This window comes from Amycolatopsis sp. NPDC003861, assembly GCF_053605405.1.
Genome location: NZ_JBSGJD010000084.1, coordinates 14,640 through 33,928 on the forward strand (window position 1 = coordinate 14,640; position 19,289 = coordinate 33,928).

The 19,289-nt window shown below is 70.3% G+C and carries 13 protein-coding genes; 2 read left to right on the plus strand and 11 right to left on the minus strand.

Going from position 1 to position 19,289, the window contains the following annotated elements; genetic code table 11:
* Window positions 1–1,224, plus strand: a complete 1,224-nt coding sequence (locus ACWEVN_RS21725) for a cytochrome P450 (RefSeq protein WP_452052476.1) — start codon at window positions 1–3, stop codon at window positions 1,222–1,224.
* A 10-nt stretch (window positions 1,225–1,234) separates the two neighbouring features.
* Here the strand turns inward: ACWEVN_RS21725 and ACWEVN_RS21730 are convergent, their stop codons facing one another.
* Window positions 1,235–2,068: a substrate-binding domain-containing protein gene (locus ACWEVN_RS21730; protein ID WP_449685980.1), complete on the minus strand. Its 834-nt coding sequence runs from the start codon at window positions 2,066–2,068 to the stop codon at window positions 1,235–1,237.
* A 239-nt stretch (window positions 2,069–2,307) separates the two neighbouring features.
* Here ACWEVN_RS21730 and ACWEVN_RS21735 point away from each other — a divergent pair, with 239 nt between their 5' ends.
* A complete protein-coding gene (locus tag ACWEVN_RS21735) occupies window positions 2,308–3,753 on the plus strand; it encodes a DUF1996 domain-containing protein (RefSeq protein ID WP_452052477.1) in 1,446 nt (481 codons plus the stop codon).
* 234 nt (window positions 3,754–3,987) lie between these two features.
* On the opposite strand, the gene mmsB is transcribed toward ACWEVN_RS21735, so the two are convergent.
* From mmsB to ACWEVN_RS21785, 10 genes are all read right to left on the minus strand, one after another.
* Window positions 3,988–5,208 carry a multiple monosaccharide ABC transporter permease gene (gene mmsB, locus ACWEVN_RS21740; RefSeq protein ID WP_452052478.1) on the minus strand — a complete coding sequence of 407 codons (1,221 nt, stop codon included), beginning with the start codon at window positions 5,206–5,208 and terminating at the stop codon, window positions 3,988–3,990.
* Window positions 5,205–6,725, minus strand: coding sequence for a multiple monosaccharide ABC transporter ATP-binding protein (gene mmsA / locus ACWEVN_RS21745; protein WP_449685977.1), 1,521 nt, complete (start codon window positions 6,723–6,725; stop codon window positions 5,205–5,207). Before mmsA ends, mmsB begins: the two co-directional genes overlap by 4 nt.
* Entirely contained in the window at window positions 6,722–7,831 is a 1,110-nt protein-coding gene (gene chvE, locus ACWEVN_RS21750) for a multiple monosaccharide ABC transporter substrate-binding protein (RefSeq protein ID WP_449685976.1), read from the minus strand. The genes mmsA and chvE overlap by 4 nt, the downstream gene beginning before the upstream one ends.
* Window positions 7,832–7,863: 32 nt before the next feature.
* The gene (gene araA, locus ACWEVN_RS21755; protein ID WP_452052479.1) at window positions 7,864–9,372 is read right to left on the minus strand and encodes an L-arabinose isomerase; all 1,509 of its coding nucleotides are present in this window, start codon (window positions 9,370–9,372) and stop codon (window positions 7,864–7,866) included.
* Between the two features lie 16 nt (window positions 9,373–9,388).
* Window positions 9,389–10,066 carry an L-ribulose-5-phosphate 4-epimerase gene (locus ACWEVN_RS21760; RefSeq protein ID WP_449685974.1) on the minus strand — a complete coding sequence of 226 codons (678 nt, stop codon included), beginning with the start codon at window positions 10,064–10,066 and terminating at the stop codon, window positions 9,389–9,391.
* Window positions 10,066–11,694 carry a ribulokinase gene (gene araB, locus ACWEVN_RS21765; protein ID WP_452052480.1) on the minus strand — a complete coding sequence of 543 codons (1,629 nt, stop codon included), beginning with the start codon at window positions 11,692–11,694 and terminating at the stop codon, window positions 10,066–10,068. Before araB ends, ACWEVN_RS21760 begins: the two co-directional genes overlap by 1 nt.
* A 70-nt stretch (window positions 11,695–11,764) precedes the next feature.
* Window positions 11,765–15,586 carry a LamG-like jellyroll fold domain-containing protein gene (locus ACWEVN_RS21770; RefSeq protein ID WP_452052481.1) on the minus strand — a complete coding sequence of 1,274 codons (3,822 nt, stop codon included), beginning with the start codon at window positions 15,584–15,586 and terminating at the stop codon, window positions 11,765–11,767.
* 16 nt (window positions 15,587–15,602) lie between these two features.
* The gene (gene yjfF, locus ACWEVN_RS21775) at window positions 15,603–16,586 is read right to left on the minus strand and encodes a galactofuranose ABC transporter, permease protein YjfF (protein WP_310976243.1); all 984 of its coding nucleotides are present in this window, start codon (window positions 16,584–16,586) and stop codon (window positions 15,603–15,605) included.
* Entirely contained in the window at window positions 16,583–17,629 is a 1,047-nt protein-coding gene (locus tag ACWEVN_RS21780; protein ID WP_452052482.1) for an ABC transporter permease, read from the minus strand. Before ACWEVN_RS21780 ends, yjfF begins: the two co-directional genes overlap by 4 nt.
* Window positions 17,626–19,128, minus strand: coding sequence for a sugar ABC transporter ATP-binding protein (locus ACWEVN_RS21785; protein WP_449686007.1), 1,503 nt, complete (start codon window positions 19,126–19,128; stop codon window positions 17,626–17,628). The genes ACWEVN_RS21780 and ACWEVN_RS21785 overlap by 4 nt, the downstream gene beginning before the upstream one ends.
* Between the last annotated feature and the right edge of the window lie 161 nt (window positions 19,129–19,289).

Here is a 19,289-nt window from a genome sequence, read left to right on the forward strand (position 1 = left end):
GTGTCCGCAGCCGCCGACCACGCCCTGCTGTCCCTGTCCAGCCCGGCCGGGCTCGCCGATCCGTACCCCGTCTACGCGAAGCTCCGCGAGGAGACGCCGATCTTCCGCAGCGAGGTCTTCGGCGGCTGGGTGCTCAGCCGGTTCGCCGACTGCCAGCAGGTGCTCGCCGACGGCGAGACCTTCCGCGTCCTCGACGCCGGGTGGCGCGACCGGCACACGCCGGGCTGGCGGGACAACCCCGCGATGGCGTTGCTGGCCGATCTGCTGCCGTGGAAGAACCCGCCGGACCACACCCGCGAACGCCGGCTGCTCGTCCGCGACTTCACCGTCCTGCGCGTCCAGGCGCTGGAGCCTTCCGTCCGCCGGGCCACCGACCGCGTGCTCGACCGCTTCGCCGACGCCACCGCAGGCGGGACCGCGGCGGAGTTCGTCGGCACCGTCCTCTACCCGCTCGGGATGGCGGTGATCGGCGATCTGGTCGGCGTGCCCGAAACCGACCACGACCGGCTGCGCCGCGTCACCGACCTGATCGGCAAGCAGGTCGACCCCGCGATGTCGCCGGAGCTGCGCGCCGCGGTCGACGCGGCCGCCGTCGAATACCACGCCTATTTCACGGATCTGATCGCACGGCGGCGGGCGGAGCCGCGCGACGATCTGACGTCCGCGCTGCTGGCCAGGCCCGCCGCCGGTGAGGAGCTGATGTCCGGCGAAGAGGTGCTCAACTCGCTGCTCGTGTTGTTCGGCGGCGGCTACGAGACGACCGCGGGCGCGCTCGGCAACGGGATCCACGCCCTGCTCACCCACCCGGACCAGTTCGCCCTGCTCACCGGCGATCCGGGACTGGCGGCCGGCGCGGCCGAGGAGATCCTGCGGTGGGACGGGGCCGCCCAGGTGACCCAGCGCGCGGCCGCCCGGCCGGCGGTGCTCGACGGCCGCGAGATTGCCGAGGGCGACGTGATCGTGCTGCTCTCGGGGTCGGCGAACCGGGACCCCGCGCGGTTCGCCGACCCGGACCGCTTCGACATCACCCGGGACGGCGGCCGCGGGCTGTTCTTCGGGCACGGCCTGCACCTCTGCCTCGGCGCGGCCTTGGCGCGGCTCGAAATGACCGTGCTGCTCGAACAGCTGGGAAAGCGGTTTCCGACGCTGCGGATCGGCGGCGAGGTGACGCGCCGTCCCAACCCGGCGCTGCGCGGGATGGCGTCCCTGCCGCTGACCCGGTGACTTCCGGGACCTACGCGCCCTTGAGGCAGCGGCTGCTCTCGCGCACCACCAGCTCGGCCTCGACCGTTCCCCAGGCCGGGAGCGCGACTCCATCGAGGCGGGCCGCCATCGTGGCCAGGGTGCGGCGGCCCGCCGCCAGGTAGTCCTGGCGGACCGTGGTCAGCGGGGGTGCGAAGTACGCCGCCTCGGGGACGTCGTCGAAGCCGACCACGTGAGCGTCTCGCGGGACTTGCATGCCCGCCTCCGCGAAGGCCGCCAGAAGCCCCAGTGCCATGTGGTCGTTCGCCGAAAACACCGCGCCCACACCGGATTCGACCGCCAGGGACTGGCCCGCGCGGAAGCCCGAGCGGGCCGACCAGTCGCCGCGGACCACGGGCGGGACCTCGGCTCCGTGCCGCTCCAGCGTCTCGCGCCAGCCGCGTTCGCGGGCGCGGGCGACCGGGCCCTCCTCCGGGCCGCCGAGGTGCCAGACCGTCGCGTGGCCGAGTTCGAGGAGGTGCTCGGTCGCCTGGCGCGCGCCCGCGTACTGGTCGGTCGACGCCGCTGGGACCAGCGGGATGCCGGCGACCGGGGCCAGCTCGGCCAGCAGGTGCCCGTCGAGCACCACGATCCCGGCGACGCCTTGCAGCTGCAGCCCGGCCACCGCCGCCAGCACCGCCGCGGCGCTCCTGCTCGACACGCTGAAGACGCTCAGCACGTACTCCTGCTCGCGGGCGGCCTCGCGGAGGCCGTGCAGCACCGGCCCCGAGGCCGACGAGCCGGTGGCGATCACCCCGAGCGTGCCCCGGCGCCGGAGGGGCCGCGCGCGGAGCGGGCCGTCAGGACCTGCGTCGTCCACGGGCATGAGGTGATGTTAGCGATCACAAGATCATACGTGAACTTTGTTCACCTTCCATAAATAACGAAAAGGTAACGGGCTGAACCGGCCCCCGCCGGCGGCCGTTCCCCCCAATGCCGGAACCAGTGACACCGGGCGGGTTCCCCCGATACCCGCGCCCGATGCTCACTCCCCGGGTTCCGCGCGTCTCCAGACCGGGTACGCAGGCGTGTTTCGGCGTGCCCGGACAACCGAACGAGGTGAACATGGCCCGGAATAACTCCCGCACCCCCGCCACGGGCAGACATCGCATCACCCGCCGCACGAAGATCGCGACCGGCGGCCTGGCTCTCGCGCTGGCCGTCGGCGGCATCGTCGTCGCGACCACCGCCGGCCGCACCGGTGAGGCCAGCGCCGACGAGGCCGACCCGTCGTTCTTCATCGACATCGCGAAAGTCCCGTCGGGCATCAACGTGAACAAGGCGCTGCAGCAGAAGGGTGCGCGCGGCACGTTCACGGTGGACTGCGGCCGCAACGAGAACCAGCACTTCAACCCGGACAACTTCATCGCCCAGCCGGGGATCAAGAACGGTGCCCAGCACCTGCACGACTACGTCGGCAACCTCTCCACCAACGCCGACTCGAACAACAAGAGCCTGGTCAAGGCCGGCACCACCTGCAAGAACGGCGACAAGTCCGCCTACTTCTGGCCCGTGGTCCGCATCGACACCGGCGACGCCGAGAAGAACCCGCCCGCCACGCAGCCCGACCGGGCCGGCAGCGCCAAGGACAAGGCGAGCGCCCAGGTCGACTGCCCGGACGTCGCGAGCAAGCTGCCGGACGTCCCGGACCAGGCCATGGACGAGGTGAACCGCAACCTCGACCTGCTCGACAAGCAGATCGACGAGGCCAACAAGCGGATCGCGAACGGCGACCTCAAGACCCCGCAGGACATCCAGAACGCCGTCGTCGGCCCGCTCAAGGACAAGCGCGCGGCCACCATCGACCGGATCGCCATCGCGATCGGCCGCCGGGCCGCGAAGCCGACCAACCTCGGCGGGCTCGCGCAGTGCGTGCTCAAGCAGAACGGCAAGGGCGGCCTCGACAACGGCGGCCAGAACTCGGGCGGCCAGGCGGGCGAACTGCCGGGCGTCAACGACAAGAACGAGGTCGGCGACAACGACGGCGAGATCCAGCGCGTCCAGTCGGCGACGATCACGTTCACCAGCGGCGGCGCGAAGAAGGTCGTCGCGATGCCGCAGTTCCTCCGGATCCTCTACGGCGACGCCAAGCAGAGCACCAACGGCCCGGCCAACGCCCGGCCCAGCTGGACCTGCACCGGCTTCGAGGACCGGCTCACCGACCACTACCCGATCTGCCCGCAGAACAGCAAGGTGGAGCGGATCCACGCCTTCCCGAACTGCTGGGACGGCAAGAACATCGACAGCGCCAACCACCGCACGCACATCGTGTTCGCCGACCAGCAGGGCAAGTGCCCGAAGGGTTTCCAGAACGTGCCGCAGCTGGTGATCAAGCTGGTCTACAACATCCCGCACGACATCCAGGTCAAGGGCCAGTACAAAGTGGACGCCTTCGCGCAGGAGAAGCACAACCCGCGTTCGGACCACGACGACTTCGCCAACGTCATGGGCCAGCGCCTGATGAACCAGGTCGTCAACTGCATCAACACCGGCAAGCGCTGCAACCAGTGAGCCGAGGGAACACGGCGAAGGCCACCTCGGGGACACTCCCCGAGGTGGCCTTCGCGCTGGGCGCGGGCCGCCCGCGCCATCGAACCCGGGACTCGCGTGATCGAGCGCGGAACTCGCGTGATCGAAGGTGGAACTCGCGTGATTGGAGGCGGATCTCGCGTGATTGGTGGGGCGACACGGCGAAGGCCGCCTCGGGGACCGAGCCCCGAGGCGGCCTTCACGTGACCATGCGCGTCAGGAAGCCGCGCGGCGCTTGGTCCAGATGTCGTACGCCACCGCCGCCAGCAGGACGACGCCCTTGACCAGCATCACGCGCTCGCTCGGGGCGCCGATCAGGGACATGCCGTTGTTGATCACCGCCATGATCAGGCCGCCGGTGATCGCGCCGACCACCTTGCCGACGCCGCCCTGGACCGCCGCGCCGCCGATGAAGGCCGCCGCGATCGCGTCCAGCTCGAAGTTGATGCCCGCCGTCGGGCCGGCCTGGTTGAGCCGGCCCGCGAAGATGATCCCCGCCAGGGCCGCCAGGACGCCCATGTTGACGAAGATCCAGAACGTCACCTGCTTGACCTTGACGCCCGAGAGCGTCGCGGCCTGCAGGTTGCCGCCCACGGCGTAGATGTGCCGGCCGAACACCGACTTGCCGGCCACCAGCGAGTAGCCGAGCACCAGCGCCGCCAGCAGGATCAGCACCCACGGCAGGTTCTTGAACCGGGCCAGCTGCACGACCAGCGCGAGCACCAGCGCCGCGATCCCGACCAGCTTGAGCACGAACACCGGGAAGGGATCGACGTCCTGGCCGTAGCCCAGCCGGCCCATCCGCTTGCGCCACTGGGTGAACACGATCCCGGCCACCGCGGCCACCCCCGCGAGCAGCGACACCAGGTCGGCGCCGCCGAGCGGGCCGAGGCCGATGTTGCCGAGGTAGCCGTCGGTGAAGCCGTTCGACAGCGTGCGGATCGCGTCCGGGAACGGGCCGATGCCCTGGTTGCCCAGCACCGTCAGGGTCAGGGCCCGGAACGCCAGCATGCCGGCGAGCGTCACGATGAACGCCGGGATGCCGAAGTAGGCGACCCAGTACCCCTGCCACGCGCCGATCGCCGCGCCGACGACGAGGGTGATCAGCACGGCCCAGAACCACGGCACGTGCGAATTCACCATCAGCACCGCCGACACCGCGCCGGTCATCGCGACCACCGACCCGGCGGACAGGTCGATGTGCCCGGAGATGATCACCAGGATCATCCCGATCGCGAGGATCAGCACGTAGCTGTTCTGCACGATGATGTTGGAGATGTTCTGCGGCTCCAGCAGCGCGCCACCGGTGAGCACCTCGAACAGCACCACGATCAGCGCGAACGCGACGTAGATGCCGCTCTGGCGCGGGTTGATCGAGATCCTCCGCTTGGAGCGCTCAACCGGGGGCACGGCAGGCCGCGCTTCGGTCGTGGTCATTCCCGTTCCTTAGTCATGTACTGCATCAGCAGTTCCTGGGTGGCTTCTTCGCGCTTGGTCTCGCCGGTGATCCGCCCCGCCGACAGCGCGTAGATCCGGTCGCAGAGCCCGAGCAGCTCCGGCAGCTCGGAGGAGATGACCAGGACGGCCTTCCCCTGGGCGGCCAGCTCGTTGATGATCGTGTAGATCTCGAACTTCGCGCCCACGTCGATGCCGCGGGTCGGTTCGTCCAGGATCAGCACGTCCGGATCGGTGAAGATCCACTTGGCGAGCACGACCTTCTGCTGGTTGCCGCCGGAGAGCTTCCCGGTGACGCTCTGCACGCTCGGTGCCTTGATCCGCAGGTCGCGGCGGTACCGGTTGGCGGTGTCGTGCTCGGCGTGCTCGTTGACCCAGCCGCGCTTGGCCAGCTTGCCCAGCCCGGCCGCGGACACGTTGCGCTGGATGTCCTCGATCAGGTTGAGCCCGTAGCGCTTCCGGTCCTCGGTGGCGTAGGCGATGCCGTGGCGGACGGCCTCCTGCACCGACCGGACCTCGATCTCCTCGCCGCGCTTGTAGATGCGGCCGGAGATGTCCTTGCCCCACGACCGGCCGAACACGCTCATCGCGAGTTCGGTGCGGCCCGCGCCCATCAGCCCGGCCAGGCCGACGATCTCCCCGCGCCGCAGCGAAAGCGACGCGTGGTCGACGACGACCCGCCCGGCCTGGGTCGGGCTGTGCACCGTCCAGTCCTCGATCCGCAGCACCTCTTCCCCGATCTCCGGCTCCCGCGGCGGGAACCGGTGCTCGAGGTCGCGGCCGACCATCCCGGTGATGATGCGCTCTTCGGTCAGCCCCGCCGCCTCCAGGGTCTCGATCGTCTTGCCGTCCCGCAGGATCGTGACGGTGTCGGCGATCGCCGTCACCTCGCCGAGCTTGTGCGAGATGATCACGCACGTGACGCCCTCGTCCCGCAGCCCGCGCAGCAGTTCGAGCAGGTGGGCCGAGTCGTCGTCGTTGAGCGCCGCGGTGGGCTCGTCGAGGATCAGCAGCTTGACCTCTTTGGACAGCGCCTTCGCGATCTCGACGAGCTGCTGCTTGCCGACCCCGAGTTCCTGCACCGCCCGCGTGGCGTTTTCGGCGAGGCCGACGCGCTTGAGCAGCGCGCCGGCCTCGTGGTTGGTGCGGTTCCAGTCGATCCAGCCCCGCTTCTGCTGTTCGTTGCCGAGGAAGATGTTCTCCGCGATCGACAACTGACCGCACAGCGCGAGTTCCTGGTGGATGATCACGATCCCGCGCCGTTCGCTGTCGCGCACCGACCCGAACTCGCACCGCTGCCCGTCGAAGGTGATCTCGCCGTCGTACGACCCGTGGGGGTAGACGCCCGAGAGCACCTTCATCAGGGTGGACTTCCCGGCGCCGTTCTCCCCGCAGATCGCGTGGATCTCCCCGCGGCGCACGGAAAGGTTGACGTCCGACAGCGCCTTGACCCCGGGGAAGGTCTTGGTGATCCCGCGCATGCCGAGCAGTTCGGTCATTTCAGCTGACCTGCCGTGTAGTAGCCCGAGTCGACGAGTTCCTTCTGGTAGTTCGTCTTGTCCACGGTGACCGGCTGCAGCAGGTAGGACGGGACGACCTTCTTGCCGTTGTCGTAGTCCTTGGTGTTGTTGACCTCGGGCTTCTGGCCCTTCAGCACGGCGTCGGCCATCTTGACGGTGGTGTCGGCGAGCTTGCGGGTGTCCTTGAAGATCGTCGAGTACTGCTCACCGGCGATGATGGACTTGACCGAGGCGACCTCGGCGTCCTGCCCGGTGACGATCGGGTACGGCTGGCCGGCGGTGCCGTAGCCGTTGCTCTTCAGCGCCGACAGGATGCCGATCGACAGGCCGTCGTACGGCGAGAGCACGCCCTGGACCTTCGCGCCACCGGTGTAGGTCTTGGTGAGCAGGTCCTCCATGCGGCGCTGCGCGGTGGCCGGGTCCCAGCGGAGGATGGCCGCGCGGGCGAAGTCGGTCTGGCCGCTCTTGACGACCAGCTTGCCGCTGTCCATCAGGGGCTTGAGGACCGACATCGCGCCGTTGAAGAAGAACGTCGCGTTGTTGTCGTCCGGGGAACCGGCGAACAGCTCGACGTTGAACGGGCCGGCACCGTCACCCAGGCCCTTGACCAGCGAGTTCGCCTGCTCGACGCCGACCTTGAAGTTGTCGAAGGTGGCGTAGTAGTCGACATTCGGCGAGTTGCGGATCAGCCGGTCGTAGGCGATGACCGGGATCTTCTTGTCGGCCGCTTCCTGCAGCTGGGTGGTGATGGCGGTGCCGTCGATCGAGGCGATGACCAGGAGCTTGGCGCCCTTGGTGATCTGGTTCTCGATCTGGTTCACCTGGGTCGGGATGTCGTTCTCGGCGTACTGCAGGTCGACCTTGTAGCCGAGCTTCTCCAGGGCGGCCTTGATGTTGTCGCCGTCGTGGATCCACCGCTCCGACGACTTCGTCGGCATGGTGACGCCGACCAGGCTGCCCTCGGCACTGGCGCCGGCGCCGGGTGCGGCCGTCTGGTCCGCGGTCTTCTGGCTCGAGCCGCAGGCCGACAGCGTGAGCGCGAGCCCCGCGGCGGCGAGCGCCGCGATTCCTCTGGTGAACTTCATCGTTCCTTCTTCCTTTCTCAGAAGCTCGGTGTTCAGAAACCCTGGGCGAGCCGGTGGTAGGCCTGGTTCCAGCGGATCCGGTCGGCGAAGTCGTGCGGCGTCGTGTCGTGATCGATGACGAGCAGTTCTACTCCCAGCAGATTCGCGAAGTCGCGCAGGGTCTCGGTACCCACGGCCTGGGTGAGCACCGTGTGGTGCGGACCGCCCGCGGTGATCCACGACTCCGCGGACGTCGCCAGCGACGGCGCCGGCTCCCAGACCGCCCGGGCGACCGGCAGGTTCGGCAGCGGCTCGTCCGGCGCGACGACGTCGATTTCGTTGGCCACCAGCCGGAACCGGTCGCCGAGGTCGACCAGGCCCAGCACCACACCGGGGCCGGGCGCGGCGTCGAACACGAGCCGGACCGGGTCCTCCCGGTTGCCGATGCCCAGCGCGTGGATCTCGCACGACGGCTTGGCGGCGGCGATGCTCGGGCAGACTTCGAGCATGTGCGCGCCGAGGATCTTCGGCTTGCCCGGTCCGAAGTGGTAGGTGTAGTCCTCCATGAACGACGTGCCGGCGGACTTGCCGACGCCCATCGCCTTGACCGCGGCGAGCAGCGCCGAGGTCTTCCAGTCGCCCTCGCCGCCGAACCCGTAGCCGTCGGCCATCAGCCGCTGCACCGCGAGGCCGGGCAGCTGCCGCAGCCCGCCGAGGTCCTCGAAGTTCGTGGTGAACGCGCCGAAGCCGCCGTCGGTGAGGAACTTCCGCATCCCGGCTTCGATCTTCGCCGCGTACCGCAGCGACTCGTGCCGCGCTCCCCCGGCCGCCAGGTCCGCGACAACGTTGTAATCCTCGGCGTACTGCCGCACCAGTGCGTCCACTGTGTCCTTTTCGGACACCTGGTCGACCAGTTCCACCAGGTCGTTGACGCCGTAGGTGTTGACCGAGACGCCGAACCGCAGCTCCGCCTCGACCTTGTCGCCTTCGGTGACCGCGACGTCGCGCATGTTGTCGCCGAACCGGGCGAGCCGCAGGTTCCGCAGGTGGTCGGCGCCGATCGCGGCCCGCGCCCACGCGTCGATCCGGGCGACGACGGCCGGGTCGGACACGTGCCCGGCGACGGTCTTGCGCGGCACGCCGAGGCGGGTCTGGATGAACCCGAACTCCCGGTCGCCGTGCGCGGCCTGGTTGAGGTTCATGAAGTCCATGTCGATGGTGGACCACGGCAGGGCTTCGTTGAGCTGCGTGTGCAGGTGCAGCAGCGGCTTGCGCAGCGCGTCCAGGCCGGTGATCCACATCTTCGCGGGCGAGAAGGTGTGCATCCAGGCGATCACGCCGACGCAGGCGGCGTCGGCGTTGGCCTCCTGCAGCACGCGGCGGATCGAGGAAGCCTCGGTCAGCACCGGCTTGCCGACGATCTCGGCCGGGAGCGCGCCGGAGGCGGTGAGCAGCTGCTGGATGCGCAGCGACTGGCCGGCGACCTGCTCGAGGGTCTCCTCGCCGTAGAGGGCCTGGCTCCCGGTGAGGAACCAGAGCTGGGGTTTCGATGCCGAAGTCATCGTTCTCCTTGGGAAGTCAGTGCTGGCCGTAGACGTTCTGGTACCGGGCGTAGAGCCGGTCGACGTCTTCGGGCGGGAGGGGTTCGGGCGTGCCGAGCTCGAAGGCCTTGTGGACGGTGCGGGCCACGTCCTCGACCATCACCGCGGCCTTGACCGCGTCGCGCGCGGTGCGGCCGACGGTGAACGGGCCGTGGTTGCGCATCAGCACCGCGGGCGAGCGGCTCGAGCGAAGCGTTTCGACGATGCCGCGGCCGATGGAGTCGTCGCCGATCAGGGCGAACGGCCCGACCGGGATCTCCCCGCCGAACTCGTCGGCGATCATCGTCAGCACGCACGGGATCGGTTCGCCGCGGGCCGCCCACGCCGTGGCGTAGGTCGAGTGGGTGTGCACGACGCCGCCGATCTCCGGCATGTGCCGGTAGACGTAGGCGTGCGCGGCCGTGTCGGACGACGGCGCGAGGTCCCCTTCCACGAGTTCGCCGTGCAGGTCGGTGACCACCATGGTGTCCGCGGACAGGGTGTCGTAGGAGACCCCCGAGGGCTTGATGACCAGCAGGTCGCGCCCCGGGACCCGGGCCGAGACGTTGCCCGCGGTCCAGATGACCAGCTCGTTGCGGGTCAGCTCGCCGTGCAGCTTCGCCACCGTCTCCTTCAGCTCGGCGACGGTGTCGAGCACTTCACCGGTCAGCGACATCAGGACTGTCCTTTCGCGACGGCACGCTTGCGGGCGGCCAGCCGGTGCATGACATCGTTGCCGCCGCGGCCGAAGTAGTCGTGCAGCTCGGTGTACTCGGCGTACAGCTCGTCGTAGGCCGTGACGTGCGCGGGCACCGGCCGGTACACCGCGCGCTCGACCGAGCCCATCGCCGCGGCGGCCGCGCGGATGTCCGCGTGGGCCCCGGCGGCCACGGCCGCGTGGATGGCCGACCCGAGCGCGGGTCCCTGCGCCGAGCCGATCACCGACAGCGGGAGGTTGGTGACGTCGGCGTAGATCTGCATGAGCAGCGCGTTCTTCGCCAGCCCGCCCGCGATGATCAGCTCGGTGACCGGGACACCGGCGGCGTCGAACGTCTCGATGATCTTCCGGGTGCCGAAGGCGGTGGCCTCCAGCAGCGCGCGGTAGACGTCCTGGGCGCGGGTGGCGAGCGTCTGCCCGACGATCACGCCGGAGAGCTCGTGGTCCACCAGCACCGACCGGTTGCCGCTGTGCCAGTCCAGCGCGATCAGGCCGTGCTCGCCGATCTCCTGCTGGGCGGCGAGCCGGGTGAGCTCCTCGTGCGAGGCGCCGGCGAAGTGCTCGACGAACCAGCCGAAGATGTCGCCGACACCGCTCTGGCCGGCTTCGTACCCCCACAGCCCGGGCACGATGCCGCCTTCGACGACCCCGCACATGCCGGGGACCTCGTGCAGCTCGGCGCCGTTCATCACGTGGCAGGTCGAGGTGCCCATGATCGCCACCATCTGCCCGGGCTCGACGGCCTGGGCGGCGGGGGCGGTGACGTGCGCGTCGACGTTGCCCACGGCGACCGCGATGCCCTCGGGCAGCCCGGTCCAGGCCGCGGCCTCCGCGGTCAGCGAACCCGCGCGGGACCCCAGCTGGCCCAGCGGGTGCTCCAGCTTGTCGGTCACGAAGTCCTCGAAACCGAGGGCGAGCTCGCGGAGAAAGTCGCGGCTCGGGTACTGGCCGTCCTGCAGGATCCCCTTGTAGCCGGCGGTGCAGGCGTTGCGGACGTAGCCGCCGGTGAGCTGCCAGACGATCCAGTCGGCCGCCTCCACCCAGTGCCGCATCGCGGCGTAGACGTCGGGCGCCTCTTCGAACAGCTCGAGGCCCTTGGCGAACTCCCACTCCGAGGAGATCAGGCCGCCGTAGCGCGGGAGCCACTTCTCGCCGCGGGTACGGGCCAGCTCGTTGATCCGCACCGCCTGCGGCTGCGCCGAGTGGTGCTTCCAGAGCTTCACGTACGCGTGCGGGTTGCCTTCGAACTCGGGCAGCTCGCACAGCGGCGTGCCGTCCGCCGTCGTCGGCACCATCGTGCACGCGGTGAAGTCGGTGGCGATCCCGACGACGTCCGCCGCGTCGACGCCGGCGTCCCGCAGCGCCGCCGGTACGGCGTTGCGGAGCACTCCTACGTAGTCCGCCGGGACCTGCAGCGCCCATTCCGGCGGCAGCGCGCGGCCCGTGGCGGGCAGCGTCTCGTCGAGCACCCCGTGCGGGTACTCGAAGACGCCGGAGCCGAGTTCGGCCCCGTCGGCCACGCGCACGACCACCGCGCGGCCGGACAGGGTGCCGAAGTCGACGCCGACGGTGAGTGGTTCTCCCACGGTGTCTTCCCTCCTGGTTGGTGACCGGGACGCGGCGCGGGCGGCGGTGAACGCGCCGCGTCCCGGGGTCTTAGCGGCCGGTGAGGACCAGCGTCGTCACCGAGTTGGCCGGCAGCGTCAGTTTCGACGTCGCGGCCAGGCCGGTGATCTCCCTGGTCTGCGGCACGATGGCGGCGGGCGCGGCGAAGCTGTTGCGCCCCGCCGGGTCGCCGGTGAGCGTGGTGAGCGTGCCGGTGCCGTCGACGGCGGTGACGCCGGTGAGCGACAGCCGGGCGGTCTGCACCTGCGAAGTCGGGTTGACGAGTTTGACCGTGAAGGTCTTCCTTCCGCTCTTCGTGGTCACGTTGACCACCTGCCGCAGGGGGCTGCCCTGGTTGAGGCGGCTGGTGACGATCTGCTTGCCCAAGGTGCTGGAGAACATCTGCTGCACCCAGTACGACGGCGAGGCGTAGCTCGTCCCGGCGTCGAACCCGATCAGGTTGACCGGCCAGTTGGACTGGTTCTCCTGCACCAGCACCGGCGCGTACATCGAGCCGATGAGGACGTCGCTGTTGCGTTCGAGCCCGGTCAGGAACGCGGCCTCGCCGATGGCGGCGGCCAGGGTGCCGGTGGGCCGGCCGTCCTGGGCGCCGTACTCGCCGACCAGGATGTCCGGGCCGCTGCGGTCGGCGGTGTCGTAGCGGGTCGAGTTGTCGGTGAACCACTGCGGCGACTGGTAGTAGTGGTCGTCCGCGGCGTCCGGCCGCATCCCCGGCGTGGTCGACGCGGCTCCGCCCTGCAGGCCGCCGGTGGTGGCGATGACGGTCAGCTGCGGGTACTTCGCCTTGATCGCGTTGTTCATGTCCGTGAAGCGCCAGGCGTAGCTGCCCGAGGTGTCGAACCAGTCCTCGTTGCCGACCTCGACGTAGTGCAGGTCGAACGGCGCCGGGTGCCCGTCGGCGATCCGCTTGGCGCCCCACGTGGTCGAGCTGTCGCCGATGGCGTACTCGATCTCGTCGAGGGCTTCCTGGACGTAGGCCGGGTAATCGGCCTGGCTGACGTGCTGGCCGTTCAGGGTGTACCCGGCGAACAGGGCCAGCAGCGGCTGGGCACCGATGTCCTCGGCGAGCTTGAGGTAGTCGAGGATGCCGAAGCCGTCGGTGGACCAGTAGCCCCACGCGGTGTTCTGGTGGCCGGGCCGCTCTTCGAGCTTGCCGATGGTCTTCTTCCACTCGAAGCGGGTGTCGAGCGTGTTGCCCTCGAGGTAGTTGCCGCCGGGGACGCGGAACAGGCCGAGCTTCATCGCCGCGAGCTTCTGCCCGAGGTCGGCGCGGACACCGTTGGGCCGGTTCTTGAAGGTCGGCGGGAACAGCGACACCTGCTGGAACCAGGCGTCCCCGCTCAGGACCTTCTTCCCCTTGTTGACCAGGGACACGACGATCCGGTTGTCGGTGGAGGCGGTGATCGTCGACGGCGTGGTGAAGCTGAACGTCTGCTGCGTCCACGCGGCCCCGACCGGCTGGACGTCCTTGCTCGCCAGGACCGTGCCGTCCGGCTTCTCCAAGCTGACGCGGATCGCGCCGGTCCACGTTCCGCGAGCGAAGAAGCTGCCGGTGTACTTGGTGGACGGCTTGGCGGCGACGCCGTAGAAGCCGACGTTGGCGGCGGCCACCCGGCCCGCGGCGGGAACGGTGTCGGCGTGCAGCTCGAGCGAGCGGTCGAGCGCGGTGTTCAGCGGGTTCGCGGTGTCGACCGAGTACGTCCCGGTCGCGCCCGCCGAGGTGAGCAGCGACCAGTACGGCACCGGCGTGTTGCCCGCGCCGCTGCCGGGCTGGTAGCCCTCCTTGAAGGTGCGGTTGCGGACGAGCTCGGCGTAGAGGCCGCCTTCGACCGAGTGGCTGATGTCTTCGAGGATGGAGCCGTACGTCGTCGGCCGGGTGTTGGCGCGCACGACGTTGGCGTCGACGGCCAGCTGGTTGGCCCCGGCGAGGGTCCCGATCTGGGCCGCGGTGAGCGGGAAGCGGCGCAGCTCGACCTCGTCGACGGCGCCGGTGAAGCCGGCGCCGACGGTGAACGGGGCCGCCGCGGTGCCCGAGGCCGGGCAGGCGGAGACGTCGAGGGTCGTGCCGGTGGGCGTCCCGCAGGTGCTCGTGACCGCGGAGGCGTCCCCGTCGGCGTAGACGGTGAGCCGCTGCGAAGCGCGGTCCAGGACCAGGGCGGCGTGGTGCCAGTTGCCGTCGGCGAGGCCGCTGCCGTTCGTGGTCACCTGGATGGCACCGACCCGGGCGGTGAGCTTGCCGCCGGTGACGCCGAGCGCGTAGCCGTCGCCGTGGTCGACCAGGGTGCCGCCCGCGGTGGTGCGGAACCACGCGGCCAGGGACAGCGAGCCGGTGCCGGTGTCGAACGCGGGCGAGCTTCCCATGTCCACAGTGGACTTGCCGTCGAACTGGACGGCCTTCCCGGCCGCCCCGGCGGTCCAGGTGGCGCCGCGCAGCGTGCCGTCGGCCGCGTTCGCCGAGGCATCGCGGGCGAGGGTGCCGCTGCCTTCGTCGAAGTGCCACGAGCCGCTCGCGGCCAGCGCGGCGACGGCGGAGGCGGTCAGCGGCGTCGGGTACGCGCGGACGTCGTCGATGCCGCCGGCGAACCAGTCGGCGGCGGCACCCGCCCACTTGCCGCGCCCGATCTCCAGGTGCCCGGAAGCGGTCCACGGCGTCGTGAACGGGACGCTCTGCTGGAAGGTTCCGTTGACGTACAGGGAAAGCGTGCCGGCCGCCCGGTTGTAGACGCCGGCCACGTGCTGCCACTGGTCGGCCTGCGCGGGCAACGTCGACACCGCTGAGGATGAAGCGGTGTCCCCGTCGCCCGCGCGGCGCGTGAAGGCGAACCGGCCGTCGGCGGCGCGCTGCAGGTAGAAGCCACTGATCGACGAACCGTCGACGCTCACCGCCGTCCGGAAGCCGCCGGCCGCGGTGGGCTTGACCCACGCCGAGACCGAGAAGCTCTGCGCGGTGTCCACGACGGGACCGGGGACGTCGACCGCGGCGTCGGTGCCGTTCAGCGCGACGCCGTGCGGGCCGACGACGCCGTCACCCCACGCGGCACCCCCGGTCAGGGTGGCGGTGCGGGCGTCGAGCGAATCGTCCGCCGTGGCGGTGCCGGTGCCCTCGTCGAGGCCCCAGTGCCCGGCGATGGCCAGGCGAGCGGCGTCGGCCGCGGTCAGCGCGCCCGAGTAGGCGCGGACGTCGTCGATCGTGCCGTCCACGAAGTCCACCGGGTTGCCGCCGTACTTGCCGCGGCCGATCACCAGGTGCCCGGCGCCCGCCCACGCCGTGGGCGCGGCGACGGTGGTCTGCGGGGTGCCGTCGACGTAGAGGGACAGCGTCGACGCGCTCGCGTCGTACACGCCGGTCAGCTGGTACCACTGGCCGGCGACCGGGTCGAAGTTCGCGCCCGCCACCACACCGTCGGTCGGCGCGTCCCCGGCCAGCCGGGTGAAGGCGAACCGCCGGGAGTCGTCGCGGAACTGCAGGAAGAAGTTGCTCACCTGGGTGCCGTCGACACTGACGAACGTCTGGTAGCCGGACGTCTTGTCGAGCTTGACCCAGCTGCTCACCGAAAAGCTCTTGGTGGTGTCGAGCACGGGCGCCCCCGCGTCCGCGAAGCCGGTGGACCCGTCGGTGGTCAGGGCGCCACCGCGGATGCCCGGGCCCCAGCCGGCGCCGCCGGTCAAGGTCGCCGGGTGGCTGCCCGCGGTGTCGGCGGCGGTCGTCCCGCTGCCGTCGTCGAACGTCCAGTGCCCCGCCAGGGCCGGGTCGGTGCCGGCCGCGGCGGCCGGCACCGCCGCGAGGGGAACGGCGGCGCACAGCGCCAGAGCGGCGAGCACGGCCGTGGGCCGCCGCAGTCTGCGGAGCATGGCTCTCCCTTGAGGCTCAGCGGGTGCGTCGGGTGACGAGGCGTTGCAGGACGATGAAGACGAACAGCAGGGCCCCGGTGATGATCGAGGTCCACCAGGAGTTGAGGGTGCCGTCGAAGGTGATCAGGGTCTGGATGATGCCGAGCACCATGATCCCCAGCACGGTGCCCAGGACGTAGCCGGAACCGCCGGTGAGGATGGTGCCGCCGATGACGACCGCCGCGATCGCCGTCAGCTCCAGGCCGACGCCGTTGAGCGGGTCGCCGGAAGACTTGTAGAGCACCAGCAGCAGCCCGCCGAGGGCCGAGCAGACGCCGCTGATCGTGTACACCGCGATCTTGGTGCGGCCGGTCTTGAGGCCCATCAGCATCGCGGACTGCGCGTTGCCGCCGATCGAGTACACCGTGCGCCCGAACCGGGTGAACGCCAGCACGTACGCCGCCGCGGCGACCACCACCAGGGCGACCACCACGCTGATCGAGATGTGCAGCTCGCCGCCGAGCGGGATCTGCGTCTGGGCCAGGGTGGCGATCGTGGCGTTGTCGATCGAGTACGCCTCGGTGGTGATCGTGTAGCAGAGGCCGCGGGCGAAGAACATCCCGATCAGCGTCGCGATGAACGGCTGGATCTCGAAGAAGTGGATCAGCGCGCCCATCCCGGCGCCGAGCACGGCGCCGACCACCAGCACCACGGCGATCGCCGCGTACGCCGGCCAGCCGTGCTTCTGCATCAGGTCGCCGGAGACGACGGTGGAGAGGGCGACCACCGACCCGACGGACAGGTCGATTCCGCCGGTGAGGATCACGAACGTCATGCCGACCGCGACCACGAGCAGGAAGGCGTTGTTGATGAACAGGTCGAGGACGACCTGCCCGGACCCGAAGGCCTCGTACTGGATCGCGCCGAACACGTACGCGGCGATCAGCAGCGCCAGCGTCGCGAGGATCGGCACGTGCCGCTGCTGCGGCCGGTAGCCCTTCACGCGGGCGAGCGTGGTCATGCCGTGACCTCCACCTTCTCGGGAGCGGGCGTGGTGGCCGGACGTCCCGGCGTGGCGGCCCGGCGGCGCCGGAGCTTCCGGCGGAAGGCCGGCGACTGCAGGAGGCACACCGCCAGCACGACGACGGCCTTGACGAGCATGATCGCCTCGGGCGGGATGCCGAGGGCGTACACGGTGGTGGTGAGCGTCTGGATGAGCAGCGCGCCGATCACCGAACCGCCGAGGGAGAACCGGCCGCCGGTCAGCTGGGTGCCGCCGACGACGACGGCGAGGATCGCGTCGAGCTCGATGAACAGCCCGGCGTGGTTGGCGTCGGCGCTGTGCACGTTGGCGCTGATCATCAGCCCGGCGATGCCCGCGCACATGGCGCAGAAGACGTAGACGAGCCAGGTCAGCCGCGCCGAGCGCAGGCCCGCCAGCCGGCTGGCTTCGGGGTTGCCGCCGACCGCTTCGACCAGCAGCCCGAGCGCCGACCGGCGGACGAGCACCGATGCCAGCACGAACACCCCCAGCGCGATGAAGATCGCGCCGGGCAGGGTGAACAGGAACCCGCTGCCGATCCACTCGAAGGAGTGGGAGTTGACGGTGATGATCTGCCCGTCGGTGATCAGCTGCGCGATGCCGCGGCCGGCGACCATGAGGATCAGCGTGGCGATGATCGGCTGGATGCCGAGGGCCGCGACGAGCCAGCCGTTCCACACCCCGAGCACCAGGGACAGCCCCAGCGCCAGGCCGAACGCGATCAGCGTGGTGCCGACCCCGTCGGGGTTGTCGCTGACCCACAGGCAGGCGAGGGCGCCGCTGATCGCCACGACCGCGCCGACCGAGAGGTCGATGCCGCGGGTGGCGATCACCAGCGTCATGCCGATCGCGATGAGGATCAGCGGGGCGCCGTTCTTGAGGATGTCGACGAGGTTCCCGTAGAGGTGCCCGTCGCGCAGCTCGATCTTGAAGAACGACGGGCTCGCGATCAGGTCGCCCACCAGCAGCACCAGCAGGGCCACCACGGGCCAGAAGAGCCGGTGTTTCGTCAGGGCTTTCACGCCTGCACCCCCTCGGCCATCGTGGCCATGATGTCGTCCGCGGTGAGCCCCTGGTTGTCCCGGACCGCCACGACCTTCCGGTCGCGCAGCACCACGACCCGGTGGCTCAGCCGCAGGACCTCTTCCAGTTCGGCGGAGATGTACACGACGGCCATCCCGTCGCCGGAGAGCTGGGTGACCAGTTTCTGGATCTCCGTCTTGGCGCCGATGTCGATGCCGCGCGTGGGCTCGTCGAGGATCAGCAGCCGCGGTTCGGTGATGAGCCAGCGGGCCAGCAGCACCTTCTGCTGGTTGCCGCCGGAGAGGTTGCCCACCAGCGCTTCGGGGTTGGCGGGCCGGATGTCGAGCGCCTTGACGTACTTCTCGGCGATCTCGTCCTGGCGGCGGCGCGACAGCGGCCGCGCCCAGCCGCGGGAGGCCTGCAGCGCCAGGACGATGTTCTCGCGGACGGTCAGCTCCTCGACCAGGCCTTCGGCCTTGCGGTTCTCCGAGAGGAACGCGATCTTGTGGTCGAGCCCGGCGCGCGGCGTGCGCAGTGAGGTGGTGTCGCCGTCGACGGTCACCGTTCCGCTGTCGGAGTGGTCGGCGCCGAAGAGCAGCCGGGCGAGTTCGGTGCGGCCGGAACCCAGCAGGCCGGCCAGGCCGACGACCTCGCCGGCGTGGATGTCGAGGCTGAACGGCGCGACACCGCCCTTGCGGCCCAGGTCTTCGGCCGACAGCAGCACGGGTGCGCCGGCGACCTCGGCCCGGGACGGGCCGGAGTCCTCCAGGTCCTCGAGGACCTGGAGCTCCTTGCCGATCATCCTGGTGACCAGTTCGACCGGCGTGATGTCCGCGGTGCGGTACTCGCCGATCAGCTTTCCGTTGCGCAGCACGGTCATCCGGTCGGCGATGGCGAAGACCTGGTCGATGAAGTGGGACACGAACAGGATCGCCATGCCGCTTTCGCGCAGGGACCGGACGACCGTCAGCAGCTGTTCGACTTCACCGGCGTCCAAACTGGACGTCGGTTCGTCGAGGACGAGCACCCGCGCGTCGACATCGAGTGCGCGGGCGATCGCGACCAGCTGCTGCACCGCGATGGAGCAGGTGGACAGCTCGGCCGAGACGTCCACGTGGACGTCCAGCCGGGCCAGCAGCTCCTCGGCCCGCTTCCGCATCGGGCCCCATTGGATGCGGCCGAAGCGGCGGGGTTCGCGGCCGAGGCAGACGTTCTCGGCCACGGACAGGTTCGGGCAGAGGTTGACTTCCTGGTAGACCGTGCTGATGCCGGCCTGCTGGGCCGAGCCCGGTCCGTTGAAGGCGACGGTGTCGCCGTCCAGTTCGATCGTGCCCGCGTCCACCCCGTACACCCCGGTCAGCACCTTGATGAGGGTGGACTTCCCGGCGCCGTTCTCGCCCATCAGGGCGTGGACTTCGCCGGGGTACATCCGGAAGTCGACCCCGTCGAGGGCGAGGACGCCGGGGAACTCCTTGCGGATACCGCTCATCCGCACCATGGGCTGCGGTTCAGGCATTTGGTGTGCTCCGGGGAGGAGGCGGGGGTCGTGAGTGGTAAGGCGGGCGGCGGTGCCGGCGACCAGCGCCCACGCGCTGTCGGTGGCCAGCGCGATCGCGGGCAGGCACAGGCCGAGGACGAGCATCTGGGCCGGCACCGAAC